The following is a 21,384-nucleotide window of genomic DNA, read 5'->3' on the forward strand; positions in this document are numbered from 1 at the left end:
CGAATGCGCGGTTTTTTCTAGCCAGGAGCCATACCAAATTAGTCGGGAATAGGCTATACTTGAGCCAATTACTCGGGTATTGACCGCTGGATTCGCCTGCGGCCATTGCCGAATCACAGGGAACCTACCATGCGGCTAACTACCAAGGGGCGTTTCGCCGTGACTGCCATGATCGATCTGGCTATGCGGCAGCATAGCGGTCCGGTCACTCTTGCGGCCATCAGCCAGCGTCAGAATATCTCGCTGTCCTACCTGGAACAGCTGTTCGGGAAATTGCGTCGCCACGAACTCGTGGACAGCGTGCGCGGTCCCGGCGGCGGCTATTCGCTCGCGCGTCTGGCCCGTAACGTTACCGTTGCCGATATCATCTTCGCCGTCGACGAACCCCTGGACGCCACCAGCTGCGGCGGCAAGCGGGACTGTACGAGCGGCAACGACGGCAAGCCGGGCAAGTGCATGACGCATGAGCTCTGGGCTACGTTGAATCGCAAGATGGTGGATTACCTGGATTCGGTGTCCCTGCAAGATCTGGTCGATCAGCAGCGCGTGCGCCAATTGCAGGAAGCCAACAATCAAGCGCAGGCTTGCGCGGTACGCGTGGATCGGGTGGGGGGCGCCGCAAACGCCGCCAACGCCCCGGCCGCGACCGTCGCTGCCAACGCCACCGTATAAGCAGTATCAGGAGTTGTAGAAATGACCACCCGTCCGATCTATCTGGATTATTCCGCCACGACGCCCGTCGATCCCCGCGTCGTGGACAAGATGGTGCCCTGGCTGTACGAAAACTTCGGCAATCCGGCGTCCCGCAGCCACGCGTTTGGCTGGGAGTCCGAAGAAGCCGTCGAGCGCGCCCGCGAAGAAGTCGCCAAGCTGGTGAACGCCGATCCGCGCGAAATCGTCTGGACCTCCGGCGCCACCGAATCCAACAACCTGGCGATCAAGGGCGCCGCCAACTTCTACCAGGAACGCGGCAAGCACATCGTCACCGTCAAGACCGAACACAAGGCCGTGCTGGACACCTGTCGCGAACTCGAGCGCCAGGGCTTCGAAGTGACCTACCTCGACGTCAAGGACAACGGCCTGATCGACCTGGACACCTTCAAGGCCGCGCTGCGCCCCGATACCGTGCTGGCGTCGGTGATGATGGTGAACAACGAAATCGGCGTGATCCAGGACGTGGCCACGCTGGGCGAGATCTGCCGCGAAAAGGGCATCATCTTCCACGTGGACGCCGCCCAGGCGACCGGCAAGGTGGAAATCGACCTGCAAAAGCTGAAGGTCGACCTGATGTCGTTCTCCGCCCACAAGACCTACGGCCCCAAGGGCATCGGCGCGCTGTACGTGCGCCGCAAGCCGCGCATCCGCATCGAAGCGCAGATGCACGGCGGCGGCCATGAGCGCGGTTTCCGCTCGGGCACGCTGGCCACGCACCAGATCGTCGGCATGGGCGAAGCCTTCCGCCTGGCCCGCGAGGAAATGGGCACCGAGAACGAGCGCATCCGGATGCTGCGCGACCGCCTGTGGGCCGGCCTGTCGCAGATCGAAGAGGTCTACCTCAACGGCGACATGGACCAGCGCGTCCCGCACAACCTGAATGTCAGCTTCAACTATGTCGAAGGCGAGTCCCTGATCATGGCGATCAAGGAACTTGCCGTCTCCAGCGGCTCGGCCTGCACCTCGGCCAGCCTGGAACCGTCCTACGTGTTGCGCGCCCTGGGCCGCAACGACGAACTGGCGCACAGCTCGATCCGCTTCACGCTGGGCCGTTTCACGACCGAAAAGGAAGTGGACTACGCCATCGAGTTGCTCAAGAGCCGCGTCGGCAAGCTGCGCGATATGTCGCCGCTGTGGGAAATGGCCAAGGAAGGCATCGACTTGAACACCGTGCAGTGGGCTGCGCACTAAGCGCCCGCGCCTAGAAATTCGTGGAGAATTAACATGTCTTACAGCACCAAAGTCCTGGATCACTACGAAAACCCGCGCAACGTCGGTTCGTTCGACAAGTCGGACGAGTCGGTCGGCACCGGCATGGTCGGCGCGCCCGCCTGTGGCGACGTGATGAAGCTGCAGATCAAGGTGAACGAAGCCGGCGTGATCGAAGACGCGCGCTTCAAGACCTACGGCTGCGGTTCGGCCATCGCTTCCAGCTCGCTCGTGACCGAATGGGTCAAGGGCAAGACGCTGGACGAAGCGATGAACATCCGCAACACGCAGATCGCCGAAGAACTGGCCCTGCCGCCCGTGAAGGTGCACTGTTCCATCCTGGCCGAAGACGCGATCAAGGCCGCGGTGCAGAACTACAAAGAAAAGCATTCGGCCCCGGCCGAAGCTGCCGTGGCGGGCTGAACATGTCCGTTACCCTGACCCAACAGGCTGCCACCCATATCGGCCGCTACTTGCAGAAGCGCGGAAAGGGTATCGGCTTGCGGCTCGGCGTTAGGACCACGGGCTGCTCCGGCATGGCCTACAAGCTCGAGTACGTGGACGACGTGGCGCCGGAAGACGTGGTGTTCGAAAGCTTCGGCGTGAAGGTCTTCATCGACCCGAAAAGCCTGTCGTACCTGGACGGCACCGAACTCGACTACGCCCGCGAAGGCCTGAATGAAGGCTTCAAGTTCCGCAACCCCAACGAAAAGGCGACCTGCGGCTGCGGCGAGTCGTTCACGGTGTAAGTCTTGGCTGGAGACGATCACTTCAGCCTGTTTGGCTTGCCGGCGCGCTTCGATCTGGACGCCCAGGCGCTTGAGTCCGCGTGGCGCGCCGTCGCCGCGCAGGTCCATCCCGACCGCTACGCCACGGCCAGCCCCGCGGAACGCCGCGTGGCCATGCAGTGGGCGGCTCGCGCCAACGAGGCCTACCGCCTGTTGCGCGATCCCTTGTTGCGGGCGCGTTACCTGTGCGAGCAGGCTGGCGTGGATCTGCAGACCGAGAGCAACACGGCCATGGACCCCGAGTTCCTGATGCAGCAGATGACCTGGCGCGAGATGCTGGACGACGCGCGCGACGATGCCCGCGCCCTGGCGGCCTTGCAGGCCGAGTTGGAGCAGGCGCGCGCCGCCATGCGCGCCACGCTGGCCCGCCTGCTGGACCAGGACCGCGATTACGCGGCGGCCGGGCTCAAGGTGCGGGAATGGATGTTCGTGGAGAAGCTGGCGGAAGAACTGGCGCAGGCCCAGCCCGCCGCATAGCCCAGGCCGCGCCGCGGCGTCCGCCAGACGGGCGCCGGCACAGCGCCGCCTACTGACCATAAAAGCAGAATCATGGCCTTATTGCAGATATCAGAGCCTGGCGAATCGCCCGCGCCGCACCAGCGCAAGCTGGCGGTCGGGATCGACCTGGGCACCACCAATTCCCTGGTCGCGGCGGTGCGCAGCAGCGTCGCCGAAGTGCTGACCGATGCGCAGGGCCACGCCTTGCTGCCTTCCGCCGTGCGCTATTTCGCGGGCGGCAAGGTCACCACTGGCCGCGAGCCGCTCGCGCAGCAGGCCGAGGATCCGCTGAACACCGTTGTTTCGGTCAAGCGTTTCATGGGCCGTTCGCTCGAAGAGGCGCGCGCCAGCCGCGCGCCATATGAATTCGTGGACGCGCCCGGCATGGTGCGCATCCGCACCGTCCAGGGCGACCTGAGCCCGGTCGAAGTATCGGCGCAGATCCTTGCGGTCCTGCGCCAGCGCGCCGAAGACGTGCTGGGCGACGATCTGGTCGGCGCCGTCATCACGGTGCCCGCTTATTTTGATGACGCGCAACGCCAGGCCACGCGCGACGCCGCCCGCCTGGCCGGCCTGAACGTGTTGCGTCTGCTGAATGAACCCACGGCCGCGGCCATCGCCTACGGCCTGGATAATGCCGCCGAAGGCGTGTACGCCGTGTATGACCTAGGCGGCGGCACTTTCGATATTTCCATCTTGCGCCTGACGCAGGGCGTGTTCGAAGTCATTGCCACCGGTGGCGATACCGCGCTGGGCGGCGACGACTTCGATGCCTTGATCGTCGATCATGTGGTGGCCGGGCTTGCCGCCGGCGAGTTCGCGCCGGCGGATCGCCGCCGCCTGCTGATGGCCGCACGCGCTGCGCGCGAAGCCTTGTCGGACGCCGACGCAGCCAGCCTGACGCTGGAATTGTCCGATGGCAGGACCGTGGACACGAGCCTGACGCGGGCGGCATTCGAAGCGCTGGCGCAGCCCCTGATCGTGCGCACGCTGGACTGCGCGCGGCGCGCCTTGCGCGACGCCTCGCTGACGGCGGCCGACGTGCGCGGCGTGGTGATGGTCGGCGGCGCCACGCGCATGCCGGTCGTGCGCGCGGCCGTGGGCAAGCTGTTCGGCACGCAGCCGCTGACGGACCTGGATCCCGACCAGGTGGTGGCGCTGGGCGCCGCCTTGCAGGCCAATCTGCTGGCGGGCAACCGCGCTCCCGGCGAGGACTGGCTGCTGCTGGATGTGATCCCGTTGTCGCTGGGCTTGGAAACCATGGGCGGCCTGGTGGAGCGCATCATCCCGCGCAATAGCACCATCCCCGTGGCGCGCGCGCAGGAATTCACGACCTTCAAGGATGGCCAGACGGCCATGAGCATCCACGTGGTGCAGGGTGAACGCGACCTGGTTGCCGATTCGCGCTCGCTGGCCCGCTTCGAGCTGCGTGGCATTCCGCCCATGGTGGCGGGCGCCGCGCGCATCCGCGTGACCTTCCAGGTGGACGCCGACGGGCTGCTGAGCGTGACCGCGCGCGAGCAGAGCAAGGGCGTCGAGGCCATGGTGTCGGTCAAGCCGTCCTATGGCCTCTCCGACGATGAAATCGCGCAGATGCTGGCCGACAGCGTGGCGCAAGCCGATACCGATGCCCGCGCCCGCATGCTGCGCGAGCAACAGGTGGACGCGCGCCAACTGGTCGAGTCGGTGCAGGCCGCGCTGGCCGTCGATGGCGACCTGCTGGACGCCGAGGAACGCAAGCGCGTGGACGAATGCCTGCAGGCTGCCATCGCCGCCCAGGATGCCCAGGACGTGGACACGGTGAAGGATGCGGTCCAGGCCCTGTCGGCCGCGACCGATGACTTCGCCGCGCGCCGCATGGACCGCAGCATCCGCGCCGCGCTGGCGGGCCGCAAACTTGATGAGATTGCCTGATAACACGCTATGCCGAAACTGACTGTACTGCCTCATCCCGACTACTGCCCGGAAGGCGCCGTGATCGAAGACGCGCCCAAGGGCGTGTCGATCTGCCGCGTGCTGCTGGACAACCACATCGACATCGAACACGCCTGCGAACTGTCGTGCGCGTGCACGACCTGTCACGTGGTGGTCAAGCAGGGCTATTCTTCGCTGGAAGACGCCACCGACGACGAAGAGGATCTGCTGGACAAGGCCTGGGGCCTGACCCCGACCTCGCGCCTGTCCTGCCAGGCGCTGGTGACCGACGCCGACCTGACGGTCGAGATTCCCAAGTACACCATCAACCACGCCAAAGAGGGCCATTGATGAAGTGGACCGACACCTACCAGATCGCCGAGGCGCTGCTCGACGCGCACCCTGACGAGGATCCCAAGACGCTGCGCTTCGTGCAGCTGCGCGAGTGGGTCCTGGCCTTGCCCGGTTTCAACGACGACCCCGCCCATTGCGGCGAGAAGATCCTGGAAGCTATCCAGATGGCCTGGATTGATGAAGCGGATTGATCTCTGAGTCGAAAACGCTCCCTGCGGGGAGCGTTTTTTATTCTGGTTCCGCCATTCCGTTGGCGCGACGCCGCTTTGATATGGGACATAAAGCTCACAATGCGGTGGGCGGGACGATATTCAGGCGCTATCTTCCTGTCAAAGATGACACTGTCCGCAACGGCAGCCGACGCGATCACAAGACGACGCAAGGCGATTGCAGCTGTGCATCACTGTTCGCAGTGGAGGCAGCGTGGCCAGAAAGAAGCAAGCGGCAGGGCGGCAGACGCCAGTTTTGCACGGCGCTTATACAGGCGTTCATGAGGGCATTGTCGAGTTGCTGTATTCTGCGCGCCTGAATGCAGCGCGCAGCGTCAACGCGTTGATGACTGCCAGCTATTGGGAGATCGGACGCCGGATCGTCAACGTCGAGCAACGCGGCAAACGGCGGGCGGGCTATGGCGAGCAGTTGATCGAGCGACTGGCCAGCGATCTCACGCAACAATTCGGTCGTGGGTTCAGTCGCCAGAATTTGCAGCAGATGCGCTCGTTCTTTTTGGCCTGGCCAATTCGCCAGACGCTGTCTGGCGAATTGGCCACGGAGGCGCAGCAGACGCGATCACCGAGTTTGGAGCAACTGGCCCAAGTCTTCATATTGCCCTGGTCTGGTTATGTCCGGCTGCTTTCGGTCAAGGACGTCCTCGCCCGTCAGTTCTACGAGACAGAGGCGCTGCGAGGTGGATGGAGCGTGCGCCAGCTTGATCGGCAGATCGGTAGTCAGTTCTACGAACGCACGGCGCTTTCGAGGAACCGGGCGGCCATGCTGGAGAATGGAGCCAAGACCAAGCCAGAGACCGCTGCCTTGCTCGACGACGCGATCAAAGACCCCTATGTGCTGGAGTTTCTGGACCTCAAGGACGAGTATTCGGAGTCAGATCTGGAACAGGGCTTGATCCGTCGGCTGGAGGATTTTCTGCTCGAACTTGGTGACGGTTTTGCTTTCATCGGGCGGCAGCGCCGCTTGCGCATCGACCAGACTTGGTACCGGGTCGACCTGCTGTTGTTTCATCGGCGGTTGCGTTGCCTGGTTATCGTCGATCTGAAGCTCGGCTCTCTGACCCATGCCGATGTGGGGCAGATGCATATGTACTGCAACTACGCCAAGGAGCATTGGACGCTGCCCGACGAAAACCCGCCAGTGGGTTTGATCCTTTGCGCTGACAAGGGCCACGCCCTCGCGAGGTATGCGCTTGAGGGTTTGCCCAGCAAGGTCATGGCTGCGAATTATCGGATGTTGTTGCCGGACGCCGAGCTGCTGCAAAGGGAGTTGGCGAACACGCAGCGCATGCTCGAATTTCGCAAAACCATGCGCTCGGGGCTCCGCGAATAGTCGGGGCTGTTCCAGCCTGCCGCGCACGCAGGACTGCTAGCGCTTGCGCGCCATGTCCGCCACGGTATCATCAAGGATTCCACAGTCGTCCCTACCTCCCTGAGTCCACCGATGCCCGCTGCCCAATTGCGCTTTGGCCTGGCCGCCAACCGGCTGCACCACGAAACTCCCGATGCCGCGCTGTTTACCTGGCTGCGCGCGTGTTCCGGCACGATACGCGAGCTGGGCGTGCAGCTGCATACCGTCGGCCGCACCCACGACGCGATCGTGCGCGAGGGCATGCTGCAGGGCTACGGCGGACTGATCCGCTATCCCTACGGCCGCGAAGGCGGCCTGATGAAGCTGGTGGCCCGGGTGACGGAAGGGCGCGACGGGCAGGCGCCGTTCGACGGCGCGATCTACCTGATCGATCCTGTCGACCCATCGTCGATTTTTCCGGAAGCGCTGGCGCTCAAGCGCCAGTGCATCACGCACGGCCGTCCGTTCATTTCGACGCTCGCGGGCGCCATCGAATGGATGGAAGTCGAACGCGTCCATGCGGGCTTGCCGCCGGATGTCTCGGCTTCGCGCCATTTCAACTTCACCGGCCAGACCGTGGCGCTGATCGCCCACGATGCGCTCAAGGACGAGATGGTGGCATTCGCCAGCGAGCATTTCGACGTGTTGTCGCGGTTTGCGCGGCGCGTGGCGACGGGCACCACCGGCGGCCGCTTGAACGACCTGGCCTGGTCGCGCGGCTGGCCCAAGGACACGCCCTGGGTGCACCGCTACCTGAGCGGGCCGCTGGGCGGCGACGCGCAGATCGCGGAGCTGGTGCTGGAACACCAATGCCAGCGCGTGATCTTCTTCGAAGATCCGCATGTGGCCCGCCAGCACGAGGCCGACATCCAGCTGCTGGAACGCGCGGTGCGCGTGGTGACCGAGTCCGCGACCTGCGCCACCTCGCCGGCGGTGGCGCGGCGTTGGGCGCAGGCGGTGGAAAAGCGCGTCGTTTGAGCTCTATTCGCCCTTGAACCGAGGCGTCCGCTTCTCGCGGAACGCTCGCACGCCTTCCGCGAAGTCCGCGCGCGAGGCGCTGTCAAGGAAGCGCGCGGTCTCTTCGGCCAACTGGGTTTCCAGCGTGGCGTGTTCGGCCGAGCGCAACAGGTCCTTGGCGCCCGCGATGCCGTGCGGCGCGTGGCGGGCGACCTCAAGCGCGTAGCCTTGCGCGGCTTGCGCGAGTTCTCCGGCAGGGGCGGTGCGCGTGACGATGTCCCAGGCCAACGCGTCGCTGGCGGAGAAGGCGTCGTGCCGCAGTAGCAGGTCCAGCGCGCGGCGGGCGCCCAGCACCCGCGTGAGGCCATGGGTCATGCCGGCGTCGGGCGTCGCTCCAAGCTTGAGATAGGCCGTCATGAAGCGGGCGTCGGCGTCGGCGATGGCCAGGTCGCAAGCCAAGACCAGCGACAGGCCCGCACCCGCGGCGATGCCGTGGACCTGCGCAATCCAGACCTTGTCCATGCGGGCAATGCGCGCAATGAAGTCGTTCAACGGCGTGAACAGGTCCAGCAGGGTGGCGCGCACCACGGCGGGCTCGCCCGTGAACATGCTGATGTCGCCGCCCGCGCAGAAGGTCTTGCCGGTGGCGCGCAGCAACACGGCGCGGATGTCATCCCGCGCTTCCAGCCATTGCGCGGCCCGTTGCAGGTCCTGCGCCATCGCCACGTCGATGGCGTTGAGGGCATCGGGGCGGTTCAGCGTCACGGTCGCGATCGCGTCGTCGGTTTCCAAAAACAGCGTGTGGAAGGCGGGGTGTCCTTGGGGCATGGCGAGTCTCCGTTATCGGGTAAGTACCAGCTGTCGATCCAAAAACCGCGATGCTATGGTCTGAACCGAGCGCTTGCTTGGTTTTCTTTTAAGCACGCTTAGCGTAACGCATAGAACGATTTTCCGGCGCTGTACTGGCGTAGGTAAAGACAGGTTCGTTGCATCTCCTGCCTCGCGGGTTCGCCAGACCGACGTCGACAAAAACTTCGCACATATAAAGGCGAGGAGACAAATGGTGGATCAGTCCGACAGCACTCCCTTGCTGGAGGTGGATGGGGTCACACTGGCGTTCGGCGGAGTCAAGGCGCTTACGGGCGTGGGCTTTCGCGTGGCGCCCGGGTCCATCACCACGGTCATCGGCCCCAATGGCGCGGGCAAGACCTCGCTGTTCAACACCATTTCCGGCTTCTATCGCCCCGCATCCGGGCAGATCCGCTTCCAGGGCCGCGACATCACGCGCGTGGCGGCGCCCGAACGCGCCCGGCTGGGCCTGGCGCGCAGCTTCCAGAACATCGCGCTGTTCCGCGGCATGACCGTGCTGGACAACATCAAACTGGGCCGCCATGCGCATCTGCGCACCAACGTGCTGGACGCCTTGTTCTATCTGGGCCGCGCGCGCCGCGAAGAAATGGCGCTGCGCGCCGACATCGAAGAACGCATCATCGACTTCCTGGAAATCGACCACATCCGCCACGCGCCTGTGGCCGCGCTGTCCTATGGCCTGCAGAAGCGCGTGGAGCTGGCGCGGGCGCTGGCGATGAACCCCAAGGTGCTGATGCTGGACGAGCCGGTGGCCGGCATGAACCGCGAAGAGACCGACGACATGGCGCGCTTCATCCTGGATGCGCGCTCCGAATGGGGCGTGACGGTGCTGATGGTGGAGCACGACATGGGCATGGTCATGGACCTGTCGGACCACGTGGTGGTGCTGAACTTCGGCCAGGTGATCGCCGACGGCACGCCGGCGCAGGTGCAGGCGGACCCGCAGGTCATCCAGGCCTATCTGGGCGCGGGCGACGTCGGCGATCTGCGTCGCCGCCTGCGGGAGGCGGCCTGATGGACATGCTGTTCTTCCTGGAAGTCACGCTGGCCGGGCTGGGCAGCGGTGGACTTTATGCGCTGGCGGCGCTGGCCTTCGTCATCGTCTACAAGGCGACCCGGGTGGTGAACATCGCCATCGGCGAATTCCTGATGCTGGGCGCCTATGTGTTCTACGCCTTCGCCACCGGCATGGAATGGCCGATCTGGCTGGCCATCGTGGGCGCGGTGGTGGTGTCGGGCGCGCTGGGCGCGGTGGTCGAACGGCTGACCATCCGCCCCATGCTGGGGGAGGCGCCGATCTCCGTGTTCATGATCACCGTGGGCCTGGCGTCGATCCTGGTGGGCGCGGTGGAGCTGATCTGGACGGCCGACCAGCGCCGCCTGCCCGAGTTCATGCCGCGTTCGCCAGTGATGATAGGCGAGGCCTTCGTCGCGCCCAAGGTGTTCTACGGCTTCTGGGTGGCGGTGGTGCTGGCGCTGCTGGTGCTGGTGGTGTTCCGCTACTGGCGCGGCGGGGTGGCGCTGCGCGCCACGGCTTCGGATCAGGGCGCAGCGTACGCCATGGGCATCAATGTGCCGCGCGTGTTTTCGCTGGCCTGGGTGGCGGCGGGCGCGCTGGCCGCGGTGTCGGGCGTGATCGTGGGCGCGATCGGCGGCATATCCTCGTCGATGGGCGTGTTCGGCCTGTCGGTGCTGGTGGTGGTGATCGTGGGCGGGTTGGACAGCGTGGCCGGCGCCCTGGTGGGCGGCGTATTCATCGGCCTGCTGGAAGCCTGGGCCGGCGCCTACATGGGCGGCGAATACAAATTGCTGGCTACCTTCATCGTGCTGGTGGTGGTGCTGATGGTGAGGCCCTACGGCCTGTTCGGCACCCGTGAAATCGAGAGGCTCTGACCCATGCGCATCGCGACTGCCAAGCAGACTTATCTTGCGGACGAAGCGCTGTTCGACACCCGCACGCAGAAGGCGTGGCTGGTCTTGCTGGCCGCATCGCTGATCATGTTTCCCTTCGTGGCCGACGCCTATTGGCTGTATCTGGCCTGCCTGGTGGCCATCAACGTCGCCAGCGCCACGGGGCTGAACATCCTCACGGGCTATACCGGCCTGGTCAGCCTGGGGCAGGCGGCCTTCATGGGATTGGGCGCGTACACGGTCGCGGTGCTGGAGCAGCGGCTGGGCACGCCGGTGCTGCTCAATCTGGTGGCGGGCGGGCTGGTGGCGATGGCGGGCGGCCTGCTGGTCGGCATACCGTCATTGCGGGTGAAGGGCCTATACCTGGCCATCGCCACGATCGCCGCGTCGTTCATCGCGCATTTCATCTTCGCCAACTGGCAGTTCACGGGCGGCACGACCGGCCTGCAGGTGCCGCCGGCGCGGATGCTGGGCGTGGACCTGGATACCTCGTTCAAGATCTACTGGCTGATCGTGCCGGTGACGGCGCTGATGGTGCTGGGCGCGGCCAACCTGTTCCGCACGCGCATCGGCCGCGCCTTCATCGCCATCCGCGACCGCGACATCTCGGCCGAGGTGCTGGGCATACGCCTGCTGCGCTACAAGCTGCTGTCGTTCGGCCTGTCCTCGTTCTACGCCGGCGTGGCGGGCGGCATGTGGGCCTACTTCTTCCGGGTCGTCACGCCCGAGAGTTTCCCGCTGATCATGTCGATCTTCTTCCTGGCCGCCATCATCGTGGGCGGCATGGGCACGATCCTGGGATCCATCCTGGGCGCCATCTTCATGACCATGGTGCCGGAACTGCTCAAGCTGATCGTGGGCTGGCTGCCGGTGGGCGGCGACGCGCTGCGCCTGATTTCGCCGGTGCGCACCATTGTTTTCGGCCTGCTGATCGTGGGCTTTCTGATCTTCGAGCCGCACGGGCTCGCGGAAATCTGGCGGCGCGTGCGCCGCTACTTCCACCTCTGGCCTTTCCGTACCTAGCCATGGCGGCGGCCACCCATAAGACCCTCAGGAGACTAACCATGAAGCGCATCCGGATCGGCAGCGGTTTATCGAGGTTGTTGGCCCCCCTGGGCCTGGCGGCGGCCCTGTCGGCGGCGCCCGCCGCGCAGGCGGCCGAGGACCTGGTGCTGGGCGGCTCCATCCCGCTGAGCGGGGTGTTCGCCTTCGCCGGCCAGGGCATCCATGCTGGCATCACCGACTATGTGAAGATCGTCAACGACCAGGGCGGCGTGAAGGGGCGCAAGCTGCGCTATGTGCCGGAAGACACGGCCTACAAGGTGGACGCGTCGGTGGCGGCGTTCAAGAAGATCACCAGCCAGAACAAGGTGAATTTCTACTACGGCGATTCCACCGGCTTTTCCAAGACCATCAATGCCGAGCTGAACCGCACGGGCGATATCCTGATGACCGGCGCGTCCTTCGCCACGGAGCTGAACGATCCCGCCAAATATCCCGCCCAGTTCATGCTGGGGCCCGATTACACGGAAATGTTCGGCATCCTGCTGCGCTACATCGCCAAGGAACAGCCCGGCGCCAAGGTGGCTTTCGTGTATTCGGACACGGAGTTCGGCCGCGATCCCATCGCCAGCTCGCGCGCGGTGGCGGAAAAGCTGGGCCTGAAGGTCGCGACCGAGATCATGACGCCGCCGGGCAGCGTGGACGTGTCGACCGAGGTCATCAAGCTGCGCCGCGCCGATCCGGACTACACCATCTTCCATGGCTATGTGCTGGCGCCGATTCCCGAGTTCGTGGGGCAGGGCAAGCGCATGGGCCTGAAGACGCGCTACATGGGCACGTTCTGGACCATGGACAACTCCACCGTGATGCAGATGGGCGAGGACGCCGAAGGCTTCATGGGCGTGATGCCGTACCGCTACTACTACGACACGGCGGCTGACGCGCCGATGCTGAAGAAGATCCGCGAGATGCGTCCGCAGTACCAGAGCACGGGCTACATGCAGGGCTTCCTGGCCGCCATGCTGTTCACCGAGGTCGCCAAGCGCACGCTGGACGCAGGCAAGGAGTTGACCAGCGCCAATATGAAGGCGGCACTGGACGGCATCAAGGATTTCGACACGGGCGGCCTGATCGGCGTGCCGATTTCCATCAAGGGCAATTCGATCCCGGTGGGCCGGATCTACCGCGCCGACGTGAAGCAGAAGCAGATGGTGCCGGCATCCGACTGGATCGTGCTGAAGTGAGGCGGCCGTGAACCCTGGACATGACGCGCATGCCGCGCCGCCCGCAGCGGCGGTGCTCGATATCAACAACATCGAAGTCGTCTACAACAAGGCGGTGCAGGTGCTGCGCGGCTTGTCCCTGTCGGTGCCCGCCGGCAGCATCGTGGCGCTCTTGGGCAGCAACGGCGCCGGCAAGTCCACCACGCTGAAGGCCGTGTCCGGCCTGCTGGACCTGGAGGACGGCGCGCTGGTGCGCGGGCAGATCGTCTTCAACGGCGGCGACACCGCGGGCGCCCGGCCGCAGAACCTGGTGCGCGCGGGCTTGGCGCACGTGATGGAAGGGCGCCGGGTGTTCGAGGACCTGACGATCGAGGAAAACCTGGTGGCCGCCACCTACGCCCTGACGGGCAGGCCGGGGGCGAAGGCCGACTTCGATCTGGTCTATGGCTACTTCCCGCGCCTGTTCGAGCGGCGCCGCGGCCTGGCGGGCTATCTGTCGGGCGGCGAACAGCAGATGCTGGCCATCGGCCGCGCGCTGATCGCGCAGCCCAGGCTGATGCTGCTGGACGAGCCCTCGCTGGGCCTGTCGCCGATGCTGGTGGAGAACATCTTTTCCATCATCGCCCGCATCAACCGCGAACAGGGGGTGTCGATGCTGCTGGTGGAGCAGAACGCCTCTGTGGCGCTGGCGGTGGCGCATTACGGCTACATCATGGAGACCGGCAAGGTGGTGATCGACGGCAGCGCCGAAAAGCTGGCGGCGGATCCCGACGTGCGCGAGTTCTATCTGGGCGTGGGCGGCACGGGCGAGGCCCGCGGCTTTCGCGACATCAAGCACTACAAGCGCCGCAAGCGCTGGCTGTCATGACGGACAAGCACATGGATATCTCCGGCGCATCCACGCAGGCGTGGCCGGCCCTGACGCTGCCGCAGATGCTGCGCGAGCAGGCCCGCCGCCAGCCTGCGGCCATCGCCATCCGCCAGAAGGACTTCGGCATCTGGAAACCCATGGGCTGGGCGGAATACTGGAGCCGCGCCTGCCGCGTGGGACTGGGCCTGCGCGCCCTGGGCCTGAGCGCGGGCGGCCGGGTCGCCATCGTCTCCGAGAACCGCGTGGAATGGCTGCTGACCCAGATGGGCGCGGGCGCGGTCGGCGCGGTGGCGGTGGGCGTGTACTCCACCAGTCCGGCCGAGGAAATGGGCTACGTGCTGGAACACGCGGACGTGGAACTGGTGGTGTGCGAGGACCAGGAGCAGACCGACAAGGTGCTGCAGGTGGCGGACCGGCTGCCGCTACTGCGCCGCATCGTCATGATGGAGACCAAGGGCCTGCGCTCCTATGCGCCCGCCGAGCGCGAGCGCATCGTGACCTATGCCGAGGTCGAGGCCGAGGGCGCGCGGCGCGAGGCGGCCGAACTCGCCGCGTTGAACACGGCGCTGGACGGCCAGCGGCTGGATGACACCGGCCTCATGATCTATACCTCCGGCTCCACCGGCAAGCCCAAGGGCGCGATGCTGAGCTACGGCAATATGCGCGGCGTGGCGCCGGGCATCGCCGACCGCCTGGCCATGGACGGCAACAGCGTGCACCTGTCCTACCTGCCGCTGTGCCACGTGGCCGAACAGATGCTGTCCACCTTCGTGCCCATCTACCTGGGCGCGCAGGTGAATTTCGGCGAATCGATACGCACGGTGCAGGAAGACCTGCGCGAAGTCGCGCCGACGATCTTCCTGGGCGTGCCGCGCATCTGGGAAAAGCTGCACGCCGCCATTTCGATCAAGATGCAGGAAGCCGGGCGTTTGCAGCAATGGCTATACGGACGCGCGCTGGCCGCCTGCACGCCGTTCCTGGAGAAGTCCCCCGCGCAGTACACGCTGCGCGAGCGCTGGACCCGCTGGCTGTGGTACTGGCTGGTGCTGCGCGCCTTGCAGAACTTCATCGGGCTGCGGCGGGTGCGCGTGGCCATGACGGGCGCGGCGCCGATCTCGCCGGACGTGGTGCGCTACTTCCGCACGCTGGGCGTGCCGCTGATCGAGGTCTATGGGCTGACGGAGTCCGCCGGCATGATCTTCGGGCAGCATCCGGACCGCGTGAAGGTGGGCACGGTAGGTGAACCCATCCTGGGCGTGGAATGGCGCATGGGCGAGGCCGGCGAACTGCTGGTGCGCGGCGACATGGTGTTCCAGGGCTATTACAAGAACCCGGAAGCCACCGCCAGCACCGTGCGCGACGGCTGGCTGTACACGGGCGACGTGGTGGCGGAAGAGGCGGGGCGCGTGCGCATCGTGGACCGCCTGAAGGATATCATGATCACGGCGGGCGGCAAGAACCTGACGCCTTCCGAGATCGAGAACGCGGTCAAGGGCAGTCCCTACGTCAAGGAATGCATCGTGATCGCGGACGGCAGGAAGTACGTGTCGGCGCTGATCCAGCTGGAGTTCGACACGGTGGGCAAGTGGGCCGAGTCGCGCCGCATCGCCTTCACGCATTTCCGCTCCCTGGCCGAATGCGCGCAGGTGCGCGAACTGGTGCAGCAAGAGGTCGCGCGCGCCAACGCGGGCCTGGCGCCGGTGGCGCAGATCAAGCGCTTCCATCTGCTGACAAAGGAGCTGGACCATGACGACGGTGAAGTGACCGCGACCATGAAGGTCAGGCGCGCCAGCATCTACCGCAGCTACGCGGACGAGATCGAAGCGCTCTACGTAGAGGAGACGACGGCATGAACGAAGCCGTGATCGTGGAGGCCGTGCGCACCCCTTTCGGGCGGCGCGGCGGATGGTGGGCGGATACGCGGCCGGACGCGCTGCTGGCCGAGACGGTGCGCGGCCTGCTGGCGCGGGCCGGGCTGCCCGGCGGCCAGGTCGAGGATCTGGTCGCGGGCTGCGTCAGCCAGGCGGGCGAGCAGGGCGCCAACATCGGCAGGCTGGCCGCCATGCTGGCGGGCCTGCCCGAGAGCGTGCCGGGCGTGGCCCTGAACCGCATGTGCGGATCCAGCCAGCAGGCGGTGCATTTCGGCGCGCAAGCCATTGCCGCGGGCGACATGCGCTACGTGGTCGCGGGCGGCGTGGAAAGCATGAGCCGGGTGCCGATGTTCCTGGACGTGACGCTGGGCCAGGGCGAGTTCCGCGGCTTCGAAGGCTTGAACCCCGCTCTCTTGGAACGCTATCCCTTGATCCATCAGATCGAGAGCGCGGAAAGGATTGCGGAGCGCTGGCAGCTGTCCCAGGCCGAGATGGACGAATGGGCCCGCGAAAGCCATGCGCGCGCCTGGAACGCCGCGCAGGCCGGCCGCCACGCCGAGCTGCTTCCAGGGCCGCGGGCGGATGCCGGGCGCGACGAAGGCATACGCGAGAAGACGGACCCCGCCCGCATGGCGGCCATGGCGCCCGCGCTGCGGCCGCCTGGCCAGGGCGGCGTCACGGCCGCCAATGCCAGCCAGCTGGCGGACGGCGCGTCCGCGGTGCTGTTGGCCGACCGAGATACGGCGCTGGCCGATGGCTTGCGGCCCCGCGCGCGTTTCCTGGCCCGGGTGGCGGTGGGATCGGACCCGGTGCTGCAATTGACGGGCGTGATCCCGGCGGCGCGGCAGGCGCTGGCGCGCGCGGGCCTGAGCCTTGACGACATAGACTGGATCGAGATCAACGAGGCCTTCGCCAGCGTGGTGCTGGCCTGGCAGCGCGAACTGGGCGCCAACCTGTCGCGCGTCAATCCCTGGGGCGGAGCGATTGCGCATGGGCACCCCTTGGGGGCCACGGGAGCCGGGCTGATGGCCAAGATGTTGACGGGGCTGGAAGCGACCGAAGGCGAGCTGGGCATGCAGCTGATGTGCATCGGCCACGGCATGGCCACGGCGACCATCATCCAGAGACTGTGACCGGACATGCAGAAAATCCGGGAAGCCCCCCAGGCGCGTGACGAAGGTTCGGAATCCGAACGCCGGCGCGAGGTGATCCTGACGGCCGGGCAGCTGTTCTGCAAGCACGGCTATGAACGCACCACCGTGCGCGAGCTGGCGCGCGCGGTGGGCTTGCAGTCCGGCAGCCTGTTCCATCATTTCCGCAGCAAGGAAGAGATCCTGGTGGCGGTCATGAACAACGGCATCCAGGAAGTGATAGACGACGGCGAACGCGCGCTGGCGCGCTACCGGGCGCCGGCGGACCGGCTGGCCGCGCTGTTCCGCGTGCATATGTGGAGCATGCTGCATGGCGCGGGCGGCGACGCCATGAACGCGCTGGTCTACGAATGGCGCAGCCTGTCCGTGCCCAGCCGCGCGGCCGTGAAATCGCTGAGCGACCGCTACGAGGAGATGTGGCAGGACGCGGTGGCGGCTGCCGTGGCGGCGGGATTGCTGCAGGGCGACGCCCGCGTCATCAAGCGCTGCGTGCTGGGCGCCATGAACCTGACCGTGCAGTGGTACAAGCCGGACGGCCGCTTGCGGCCCGCTGAGTTCATCGATGCGATGTTGCAGGCGTCGCTGCCTTCACTGCCGACGGGCGCGGGCAGGTGGCCGGAGTAGGTGGGCCGCAAGGCCGGGCGCTCAGCCCCGGCGCTTGATGAACGCGCCCACGGCGCAGGCGACGGCCAACGCCAGCAGAGTGCCCGCCACGGGCAGCAGAAAATCCACTTGGCCATGATAGCCGCCGCCGGTGACACCGCCCGCGACACCGCCGGCCCACAGCAGGAAGGTCATCAGGGAGGCTGCCACCGAGATCGCCGCAGCGATGCACAGCGCGATGAACACCGGCCGGCGCGGCCGCGCCGCCGGATACGGGGAGGAGGGCTGGACGCCGCGGGGCTGTTTGATCCAGTAGATCAGCCCCGCCACGACCAGCAGCAGCATCAGGATCTTGAAGATCATGATGCCAGCCGCCGTTTAGTCTTCACGGCGCAGGTGCGGGAAGAGGATGACGTCGCGGATGCTGGGGCTGTCGGTCAGCAGCATGACCAGGCGGTCGATGCCGATGCCGCAGCCGCCCGTCGGAGGCATGCCGTATTCCAGGGCGCGGATGTAGTCCGCGTCGTAGAACATGGCTTCCTCGTCGCCCGCGTCCTTGGCTTCGACCTGCGAGCGGAAGCGCTCGGCCTGGTCTTCGGGGTCGTTCAGCTCCGAGAAGCCGTTGGCGATCTCGCGGCCCGTCATGAAGAGCTCGAAGCGCTCGGTAATGCCCTCGCGGGTATCGGAGGCGCGCGCCAGCGGCGAGACTTCCACCGGGTAGTCGATGATGTAGGTGGGGTTCCAGAGCTTGGCTTCGGCGGTTTCTTCGAACAGCGCGAGCTGCAACGCGCCCAGGCCGGCGCGCGACAGCACCGGGCCGTCGGCGTCGGCGCCCAGCTTCTTGAGTTCCGCGCGCACGAAGGCCGCGTCGTCCAGCTGCGCCTGGGTGTAGCCGGGGGCGTACTTGAGGATGGCTTCGCAGATGGTCAGGCGGTCGAACGGCTTGGACAGGTCCAGCTCGCGTTCGCCGTAGGTCAGCACCGCGCTGCCGGTGGCCGAGATGGCGGCCTGGCGGATCAGTTCTTCCGTGAAGTCCATGAGCCAGCGGTATTCCGCAAAGGCCGCATAGAACTCCATCATGGTGAATTCAGGGTTGTGGCGCGGGCTCACGCCCTCGTTGCGGAAGTTGCGGTTGACTTCGAAGACGCGTTCGAAGCCGCCGACGATCAGGCGCTTGAGGTAGAGCTCGGGCGCGATGCGTAGGTACATTTCCATGTCCAGCGCATTGTGGTGCGTGACGAAGGGCTTGGCCGCCGCGCCGCCCGGGATCGGGTGCAGCATGGGGGTTTCCACTTCGAGAAAGCCCGCGTTGAGCATGAACTGGCGGATGCTGCCCACGGCCTTGCTGCGCGCCTCGAACGTGCGGCGCGTGGCGTCCGTCATGATGAGGTCGACGTAGCGCTGGCGGTAGCGCAGTTCCTGGTCGGCCACGCCGTGGAACTTGTCCGGCAGCGGGCGCAGCGACTTGGACAGCAGGCGCGCGCTGGCGGCGTGCACCGACAGCTCGCCCTTGTTGGTCTTGAAGACCGACCCTTCGATCGCGATGATGTCGCCGATGTCCCATTGCTTGAACGCGGCGTAGCTGTCTTCGCCCAGCGTGCCGCGGTCCAGGTAGATCTGGATGCGGCCGGTGCTGTCCTGCAGCGTGGCGAAGCTGGCCTTGCCCATGACGCGCTTGAGCATCATGCGGCCGGCGACCTTGACGGTGACGGGGTTGGCGGCCAGGGCTTCCTGCTCCTGGCCGTCGTACTTGTCATGCAGGGCGGCGGCGCGGGCGTCGGGAACGAAATCGTTGGGGTACGCGACCCCGGTTTCGCGCAGTTTGGCCAGCTTGGCGCGCCGTTCGGCGATCAAGCGGTTTTCATCCTGGGCGGGAGCCGGAGCGGTCGTGTGGTCGGTCATGGTCGGGGGATCAGTCGTAATTGCGGATGTCGTCGATTTCGGTCGTGCCGAAATCTTCGCGATCCAGGTAGGCGAGGATGCGGGAGGCCACGTTGGCGGGCGAGGACAGCTTGCCGGTCGCGTGGAACTCCTGGAACTTGGCCAGCGCCGGGAAGCTTTCCGGATCGCTGGAACGGATGGCGACCTGCATGTCGGTGTCGACGATGCCGGGGGCCAGCGCGACGATGCGCGCGCCGTCGGCGCCTTGCTCGGCCTTGACCACGCGCGAGTACATGTCGAGCGCGGCCTTGGTGGCGCAGTAGACGCCCCAGCCGGCGTTCGGGTTGCGGCCCGCGCCGGAGGAGATGTTGAGAACGCGGCGGTCGGCCTTGAGGTCTTCGACGGCGGCCAGGAAGCGCGCCGTGAGCAGCATGACGGCGCTGACGTTCAGGTTGAAGGCGGCGGCGATGGCCGCGCCGTCGACCAGCGCGTCGGTGCCCGCGATGGGATGCACCGTGCCGGCGTTGTTGATCAGCAGATAGCGGCTGGCGTCGCGCGGCAGCGACGCGCAGATGCGCTGCGCCGCCGCTTCAACGGCGTTCAGGTCCGAGAGGTCCACGGACAGCTGTTCCAGCTGCGCGTCCTGCGAGCGCGCGTAGGCGGCCAGCTCGGGGTCTTCGCGGCGCGCCAGCGTGATCAGGCGGGTGCCCGGTTTGGCCAGGCCGCGCGCCATGGCGGCGCCGATGCCGCGCGAAGCGCCGGTGAGGATTGCAATGGTGTCGGACATTCGTGAACCTCTGGATGCGTTGAGGGGACTATCGCGAAACTCAGATGCCTTGCTTCAGGCTGGCCTGGATGAACGGGTCCAGGTCGCCGTCCAGCACCTTCTGGGTGTTGGAAATTTCGACGTTGGTGCGCAGATCCTTGATGCGGCTCTGGTCCAGCACGTAGGAGCGGATCTGGTGGCCCCAGCCCACATCGGTCTTGGAGTCTTCCAGCTTCTGCTGCTCGGCCATGCGGTTGCGCATTTCGAGTTCGTAGAGCTTGGACTTGAGCATCTGCATGGCTTCGGCGCGGTTGCGGTGCTGCGAACGGTCGTTCTGGCACTGCACCACGATGCCGGTGGGCATGTGGGTCAGGCGCACGGCCGAGTCGGTCTTGTTGATGTGCTGGCCGCCCGCGCCGGACGCGCGGTAGGTGTCCACGCGCAGGTCGGCGGGGTTCACTTCGACTTCGAAGGACTCGTCGACTTCGGGGTAGACGAAGACGCTGGCGAACGAGGTGTGGCGTCCGCCCGAGGAATCGAACGGGCTCTTGCGCACCAGGCGGTGCACGCCGGTCTCGGTGCGCAGGTAGCCGAACGCATATTCGCCTTCGATCTTGATGGTGGCGGACTTCAGGCCCGCGACGTCGCCATCGGACTCTTCCAGCACTTCGGCCTTGAAACCCTTGCGCTCGGCGTACTTCAGGTACTGGCGCAGCAGCATGGAGGCCCAGTCCTGCGCTTCCGTGCCGCCGGCGCCGGCCTGGATGTCCAGGAAGCAGTTCAGCGGATCGGCCGGATTGGAGAACATGCGGCGGAATTCCAGCGCTTCCAGCTTTTCCTGGAAGGCGTCGGCGTCCTGCTCGATGGATTCGAGGGTGGCGTCGTCGTCGTCGGAGGCGGCCAGTTCGAACAATTCGTTCGAGTCGGCCAGGCCCGAGCCCAGGGCGGTGAGCGTTTCCACCACGTCTTCCAGGGCTTTCTTTTCACGGCCCAGGTCCTGGGCGTGCTTGGGGTCGTTCCAGACCGCCGGATCTTCGAGTTCGGCGTTTACGACTTGCAGGCGTTCAGCTTTGGCATCGTAGTCAAAGATACCTCCGTAGAGCCTGTTCGCGCTCCGCGTAATCGGCGAGGCGGGCTGCGAGCTGGTTCTGACGTTCGGCTTCCATGATGATCCTGTCCTGATGACTTTTGTGCGAAACCAAACATTTTACCGTGCTTGGGGC

General features: G+C 66.0%; 23 protein-coding genes. 18 read left to right on the plus strand and 5 right to left on the minus strand.

Annotated features, from left to right (window positions below):
• Positions 1-129 precede the first annotated feature (129 nt).
• The 10 genes from iscR (at position 130) to BRO63_RS18640 (ending at position 8,033) form a co-directional block, all read left to right on the plus strand.
• Positions 130-672, plus strand: a complete 543-nt coding sequence (gene iscR, locus BRO63_RS18595) for a Fe-S cluster assembly transcriptional regulator IscR (RefSeq protein ID WP_088141191.1) — start codon at positions 130-132, stop codon at positions 670-672.
• Positions 673-693: 21 nt separating this feature from the next.
• Complete coding sequence (locus BRO63_RS18600) at positions 694-1,905, plus strand: IscS subfamily cysteine desulfurase (RefSeq protein WP_088141192.1); 1,212 nt, start codon at positions 694-696, stop codon at positions 1,903-1,905.
• Positions 1,906-1,938: 33 nt separating this feature from the next.
• Entirely contained in the window at positions 1,939-2,346 is a 408-nt protein-coding gene (gene iscU, locus BRO63_RS18605; RefSeq protein WP_054456111.1) for a Fe-S cluster assembly scaffold IscU, read from the plus strand.
• 2 nt (positions 2,347-2,348) lie between these two features.
• On the plus strand, positions 2,349-2,672 hold the full coding sequence (iscA, locus tag BRO63_RS18610) for an iron-sulfur cluster assembly protein IscA (protein WP_013394595.1): 324 nt from the start codon (positions 2,349-2,351) through the stop codon (positions 2,670-2,672).
• 3 nt (positions 2,673-2,675) lie between these two features.
• Positions 2,676-3,188, plus strand: coding sequence for a Fe-S protein assembly co-chaperone HscB (gene hscB, locus BRO63_RS18615; protein ID WP_088141193.1), 513 nt, complete (start codon positions 2,676-2,678; stop codon positions 3,186-3,188).
• 72 nt (positions 3,189-3,260) lie between these two features.
• Positions 3,261-5,123, plus strand: coding sequence for a Fe-S protein assembly chaperone HscA (hscA, locus tag BRO63_RS18620; protein ID WP_088141194.1), 1,863 nt, complete (start codon positions 3,261-3,263; stop codon positions 5,121-5,123).
• Between the two features lie 9 nt (positions 5,124-5,132).
• Entirely contained in the window at positions 5,133-5,474 is a 342-nt protein-coding gene (gene fdx, locus BRO63_RS18625; protein ID WP_013394592.1) for an ISC system 2Fe-2S type ferredoxin, read from the plus strand.
• A complete protein-coding gene (iscX, locus tag BRO63_RS18630) occupies positions 5,474-5,668 on the plus strand; it encodes a Fe-S cluster assembly protein IscX (RefSeq protein ID WP_013394591.1) in 195 nt (64 codons plus the stop codon). Before fdx ends, iscX begins: the two co-directional genes overlap by 1 nt.
• Positions 5,669-5,942: 274 nt before the next feature.
• Positions 5,943-7,037: a PDDEXK nuclease domain-containing protein gene (locus BRO63_RS18635; protein WP_179215152.1), complete on the plus strand. Its 1,095-nt coding sequence runs from the start codon at positions 5,943-5,945 to the stop codon at positions 7,035-7,037.
• A gap of 111 nt (positions 7,038-7,148) precedes the next feature.
• Positions 7,149-8,033: a methylglyoxal synthase gene (locus BRO63_RS18640; protein WP_088141195.1), complete on the plus strand. Its 885-nt coding sequence runs from the start codon at positions 7,149-7,151 to the stop codon at positions 8,031-8,033.
• A gap of 3 nt (positions 8,034-8,036) precedes the next feature.
• Here BRO63_RS18640 and BRO63_RS18645 read toward each other — a convergent pair whose 3' ends face one another.
• Positions 8,037-8,840: an enoyl-CoA hydratase/isomerase family protein gene (locus BRO63_RS18645; RefSeq protein WP_088141196.1), complete on the minus strand. Its 804-nt coding sequence runs from the start codon at positions 8,838-8,840 to the stop codon at positions 8,037-8,039.
• A gap of 232 nt (positions 8,841-9,072) precedes the next feature.
• On the opposite strand from BRO63_RS18645, the gene BRO63_RS18650 reads away from it, so the two are divergent.
• From BRO63_RS18650 to BRO63_RS18685, 8 genes are read left to right on the plus strand one after another with little or no spacing between them, the layout of a single operon-like run.
• Positions 9,073-9,897, plus strand: coding sequence for an ABC transporter ATP-binding protein (locus tag BRO63_RS18650; protein WP_179215144.1), 825 nt, complete (start codon positions 9,073-9,075; stop codon positions 9,895-9,897).
• On the plus strand, positions 9,897-10,775 hold the full coding sequence (locus tag BRO63_RS18655; RefSeq protein ID WP_088141197.1) for a branched-chain amino acid ABC transporter permease: 879 nt from the start codon (positions 9,897-9,899) through the stop codon (positions 10,773-10,775). The genes BRO63_RS18650 and BRO63_RS18655 overlap by 1 nt, the downstream gene beginning before the upstream one ends.
• Before the next feature lie 3 nt (positions 10,776-10,778).
• Positions 10,779-11,816: a branched-chain amino acid ABC transporter permease gene (locus tag BRO63_RS18660; protein ID WP_088141198.1), complete on the plus strand. Its 1,038-nt coding sequence runs from the start codon at positions 10,779-10,781 to the stop codon at positions 11,814-11,816.
• 41 nt (positions 11,817-11,857) lie between these two features.
• The gene (locus BRO63_RS18665) at positions 11,858-13,039 is read left to right on the plus strand and encodes an ABC transporter substrate-binding protein (RefSeq protein ID WP_054456133.1); all 1,182 of its coding nucleotides are present in this window, start codon (positions 11,858-11,860) and stop codon (positions 13,037-13,039) included.
• A 52-nt stretch (positions 13,040-13,091) separates the two neighbouring features.
• Entirely contained in the window at positions 13,092-13,886 is a 795-nt protein-coding gene (locus tag BRO63_RS18670; RefSeq protein ID WP_179215153.1) for an ABC transporter ATP-binding protein, read from the plus strand.
• Positions 13,883-15,742: an AMP-dependent synthetase/ligase gene (locus tag BRO63_RS18675; protein WP_088141200.1), complete on the plus strand. Its 1,860-nt coding sequence runs from the start codon at positions 13,883-13,885 to the stop codon at positions 15,740-15,742. Before BRO63_RS18670 ends, BRO63_RS18675 begins: the two co-directional genes overlap by 4 nt.
• Positions 15,739-16,893 carry a thiolase family protein gene (locus BRO63_RS18680; RefSeq protein ID WP_088141201.1) on the plus strand — a complete coding sequence of 385 codons (1,155 nt, stop codon included), beginning with the start codon at positions 15,739-15,741 and terminating at the stop codon, positions 16,891-16,893. The genes BRO63_RS18675 and BRO63_RS18680 overlap by 4 nt, the downstream gene beginning before the upstream one ends.
• Before the next feature lie 6 nt (positions 16,894-16,899).
• Positions 16,900-17,535: a TetR/AcrR family transcriptional regulator gene (locus BRO63_RS18685; protein ID WP_088141202.1), complete on the plus strand. Its 636-nt coding sequence runs from the start codon at positions 16,900-16,902 to the stop codon at positions 17,533-17,535.
• 21 nt (positions 17,536-17,556) lie between these two features.
• On the opposite strand, the gene BRO63_RS18690 is transcribed toward BRO63_RS18685, so the two are convergent.
• The 4 genes from BRO63_RS18690 to prfB all read right to left on the minus strand — a co-directional run bounded on the left by BRO63_RS18690 (position 17,557) and on the right by prfB (position 21,327).
• Positions 17,557-17,877, minus strand: coding sequence for a preprotein translocase subunit TatB (locus tag BRO63_RS18690; RefSeq protein WP_088141203.1), 321 nt, complete (start codon positions 17,875-17,877; stop codon positions 17,557-17,559).
• A 15-nt stretch (positions 17,878-17,892) separates the two neighbouring features.
• A complete protein-coding gene (gene lysS, locus BRO63_RS18695) occupies positions 17,893-19,416 on the minus strand; it encodes a lysine--tRNA ligase (RefSeq protein WP_088141205.1) in 1,524 nt (507 codons plus the stop codon).
• 10 nt (positions 19,417-19,426) lie between these two features.
• Positions 19,427-20,182 carry an SDR family oxidoreductase gene (locus BRO63_RS18700; RefSeq protein WP_088141207.1) on the minus strand — a complete coding sequence of 252 codons (756 nt, stop codon included), beginning with the start codon at positions 20,180-20,182 and terminating at the stop codon, positions 19,427-19,429.
• A gap of 40 nt (positions 20,183-20,222) precedes the next feature.
• A protein-coding gene (gene prfB, locus BRO63_RS18705) for a peptide chain release factor 2 (protein ID WP_143219486.1) occupies positions 20,223-21,327 on the minus strand; the annotation gives its coding sequence in 2 pieces (ribosomal slippage) (positions 20,223-21,245 and positions 21,247-21,327; 1,104 coding nt in all).
• Between the last annotated feature and the right edge of the window lie 57 nt (positions 21,328-21,384).

This window comes from Achromobacter xylosoxidans (assembly GCF_002192695.1).
Lineage (GTDB): Bacteria > Pseudomonadota > Gammaproteobacteria > Burkholderiales > Burkholderiaceae_B > Achromobacter > Achromobacter xylosoxidans_C.

What these genes read in the sequence shown, in the direction of transcription:
- BRO63_RS18645 (WP_088141196.1), bottom strand. Translation starts at nt 8,840, where the DNA reads ATGCCCCAAGGACACCCCGCCTTCCACACGCTGTTTTTGGAAACCGAC.
- fdx (WP_013394592.1), top strand. Translation starts at nt 5,133, where the DNA reads ATGCCGAAACTGACTGTACTGCCTCATCCCGACTACTGCCCGGAAGGC.
- BRO63_RS18665 (WP_054456133.1), top strand. Translation starts at nt 11,858, where the DNA reads ATGAAGCGCATCCGGATCGGCAGCGGTTTATCGAGGTTGTTGGCCCCC.
- BRO63_RS18660 (WP_088141198.1), top strand. Translation starts at nt 10,779, where the DNA reads ATGCGCATCGCGACTGCCAAGCAGACTTATCTTGCGGACGAAGCGCTG.
- BRO63_RS18675 (WP_088141200.1), top strand. Translation starts at nt 13,883, where the DNA reads ATGACGGACAAGCACATGGATATCTCCGGCGCATCCACGCAGGCGTGG.
- iscR (WP_088141191.1), top strand. Translation starts at nt 130, where the DNA reads ATGCGGCTAACTACCAAGGGGCGTTTCGCCGTGACTGCCATGATCGAT.
- hscA (WP_088141194.1), top strand. Translation starts at nt 3,261, where the DNA reads ATGGCCTTATTGCAGATATCAGAGCCTGGCGAATCGCCCGCGCCGCAC.
- BRO63_RS18680 (WP_088141201.1), top strand. Translation starts at nt 15,739, where the DNA reads ATGAACGAAGCCGTGATCGTGGAGGCCGTGCGCACCCCTTTCGGGCGG.
- BRO63_RS18655 (WP_088141197.1), top strand. Translation starts at nt 9,897, where the DNA reads ATGGACATGCTGTTCTTCCTGGAAGTCACGCTGGCCGGGCTGGGCAGC.
- iscA (WP_013394595.1), top strand. Translation starts at nt 2,349, where the DNA reads ATGTCCGTTACCCTGACCCAACAGGCTGCCACCCATATCGGCCGCTAC.
- BRO63_RS18685 (WP_088141202.1), top strand. Translation starts at nt 16,900, where the DNA reads ATGCAGAAAATCCGGGAAGCCCCCCAGGCGCGTGACGAAGGTTCGGAA.
- BRO63_RS18600 (WP_088141192.1), top strand. Translation starts at nt 694, where the DNA reads ATGACCACCCGTCCGATCTATCTGGATTATTCCGCCACGACGCCCGTC.
- BRO63_RS18640 (WP_088141195.1), top strand. Translation starts at nt 7,149, where the DNA reads ATGCCCGCTGCCCAATTGCGCTTTGGCCTGGCCGCCAACCGGCTGCAC.
- iscU (WP_054456111.1), top strand. Translation starts at nt 1,939, where the DNA reads ATGTCTTACAGCACCAAAGTCCTGGATCACTACGAAAACCCGCGCAAC.
- iscX (WP_013394591.1), top strand. Translation starts at nt 5,474, where the DNA reads ATGAAGTGGACCGACACCTACCAGATCGCCGAGGCGCTGCTCGACGCG.
- BRO63_RS18700 (WP_088141207.1), bottom strand. Translation starts at nt 20,182, where the DNA reads ATGTCCGACACCATTGCAATCCTCACCGGCGCTTCGCGCGGCATCGGC.
- lysS (WP_088141205.1), bottom strand. Translation starts at nt 19,416, where the DNA reads ATGACCGACCACACGACCGCTCCGGCTCCCGCCCAGGATGAAAACCGC.
- BRO63_RS18690 (WP_088141203.1), bottom strand. Translation starts at nt 17,877, where the DNA reads ATGATCTTCAAGATCCTGATGCTGCTGCTGGTCGTGGCGGGGCTGATC.
- BRO63_RS18650 (WP_179215144.1), top strand. Translation starts at nt 9,073, where the DNA reads ATGGTGGATCAGTCCGACAGCACTCCCTTGCTGGAGGTGGATGGGGTC.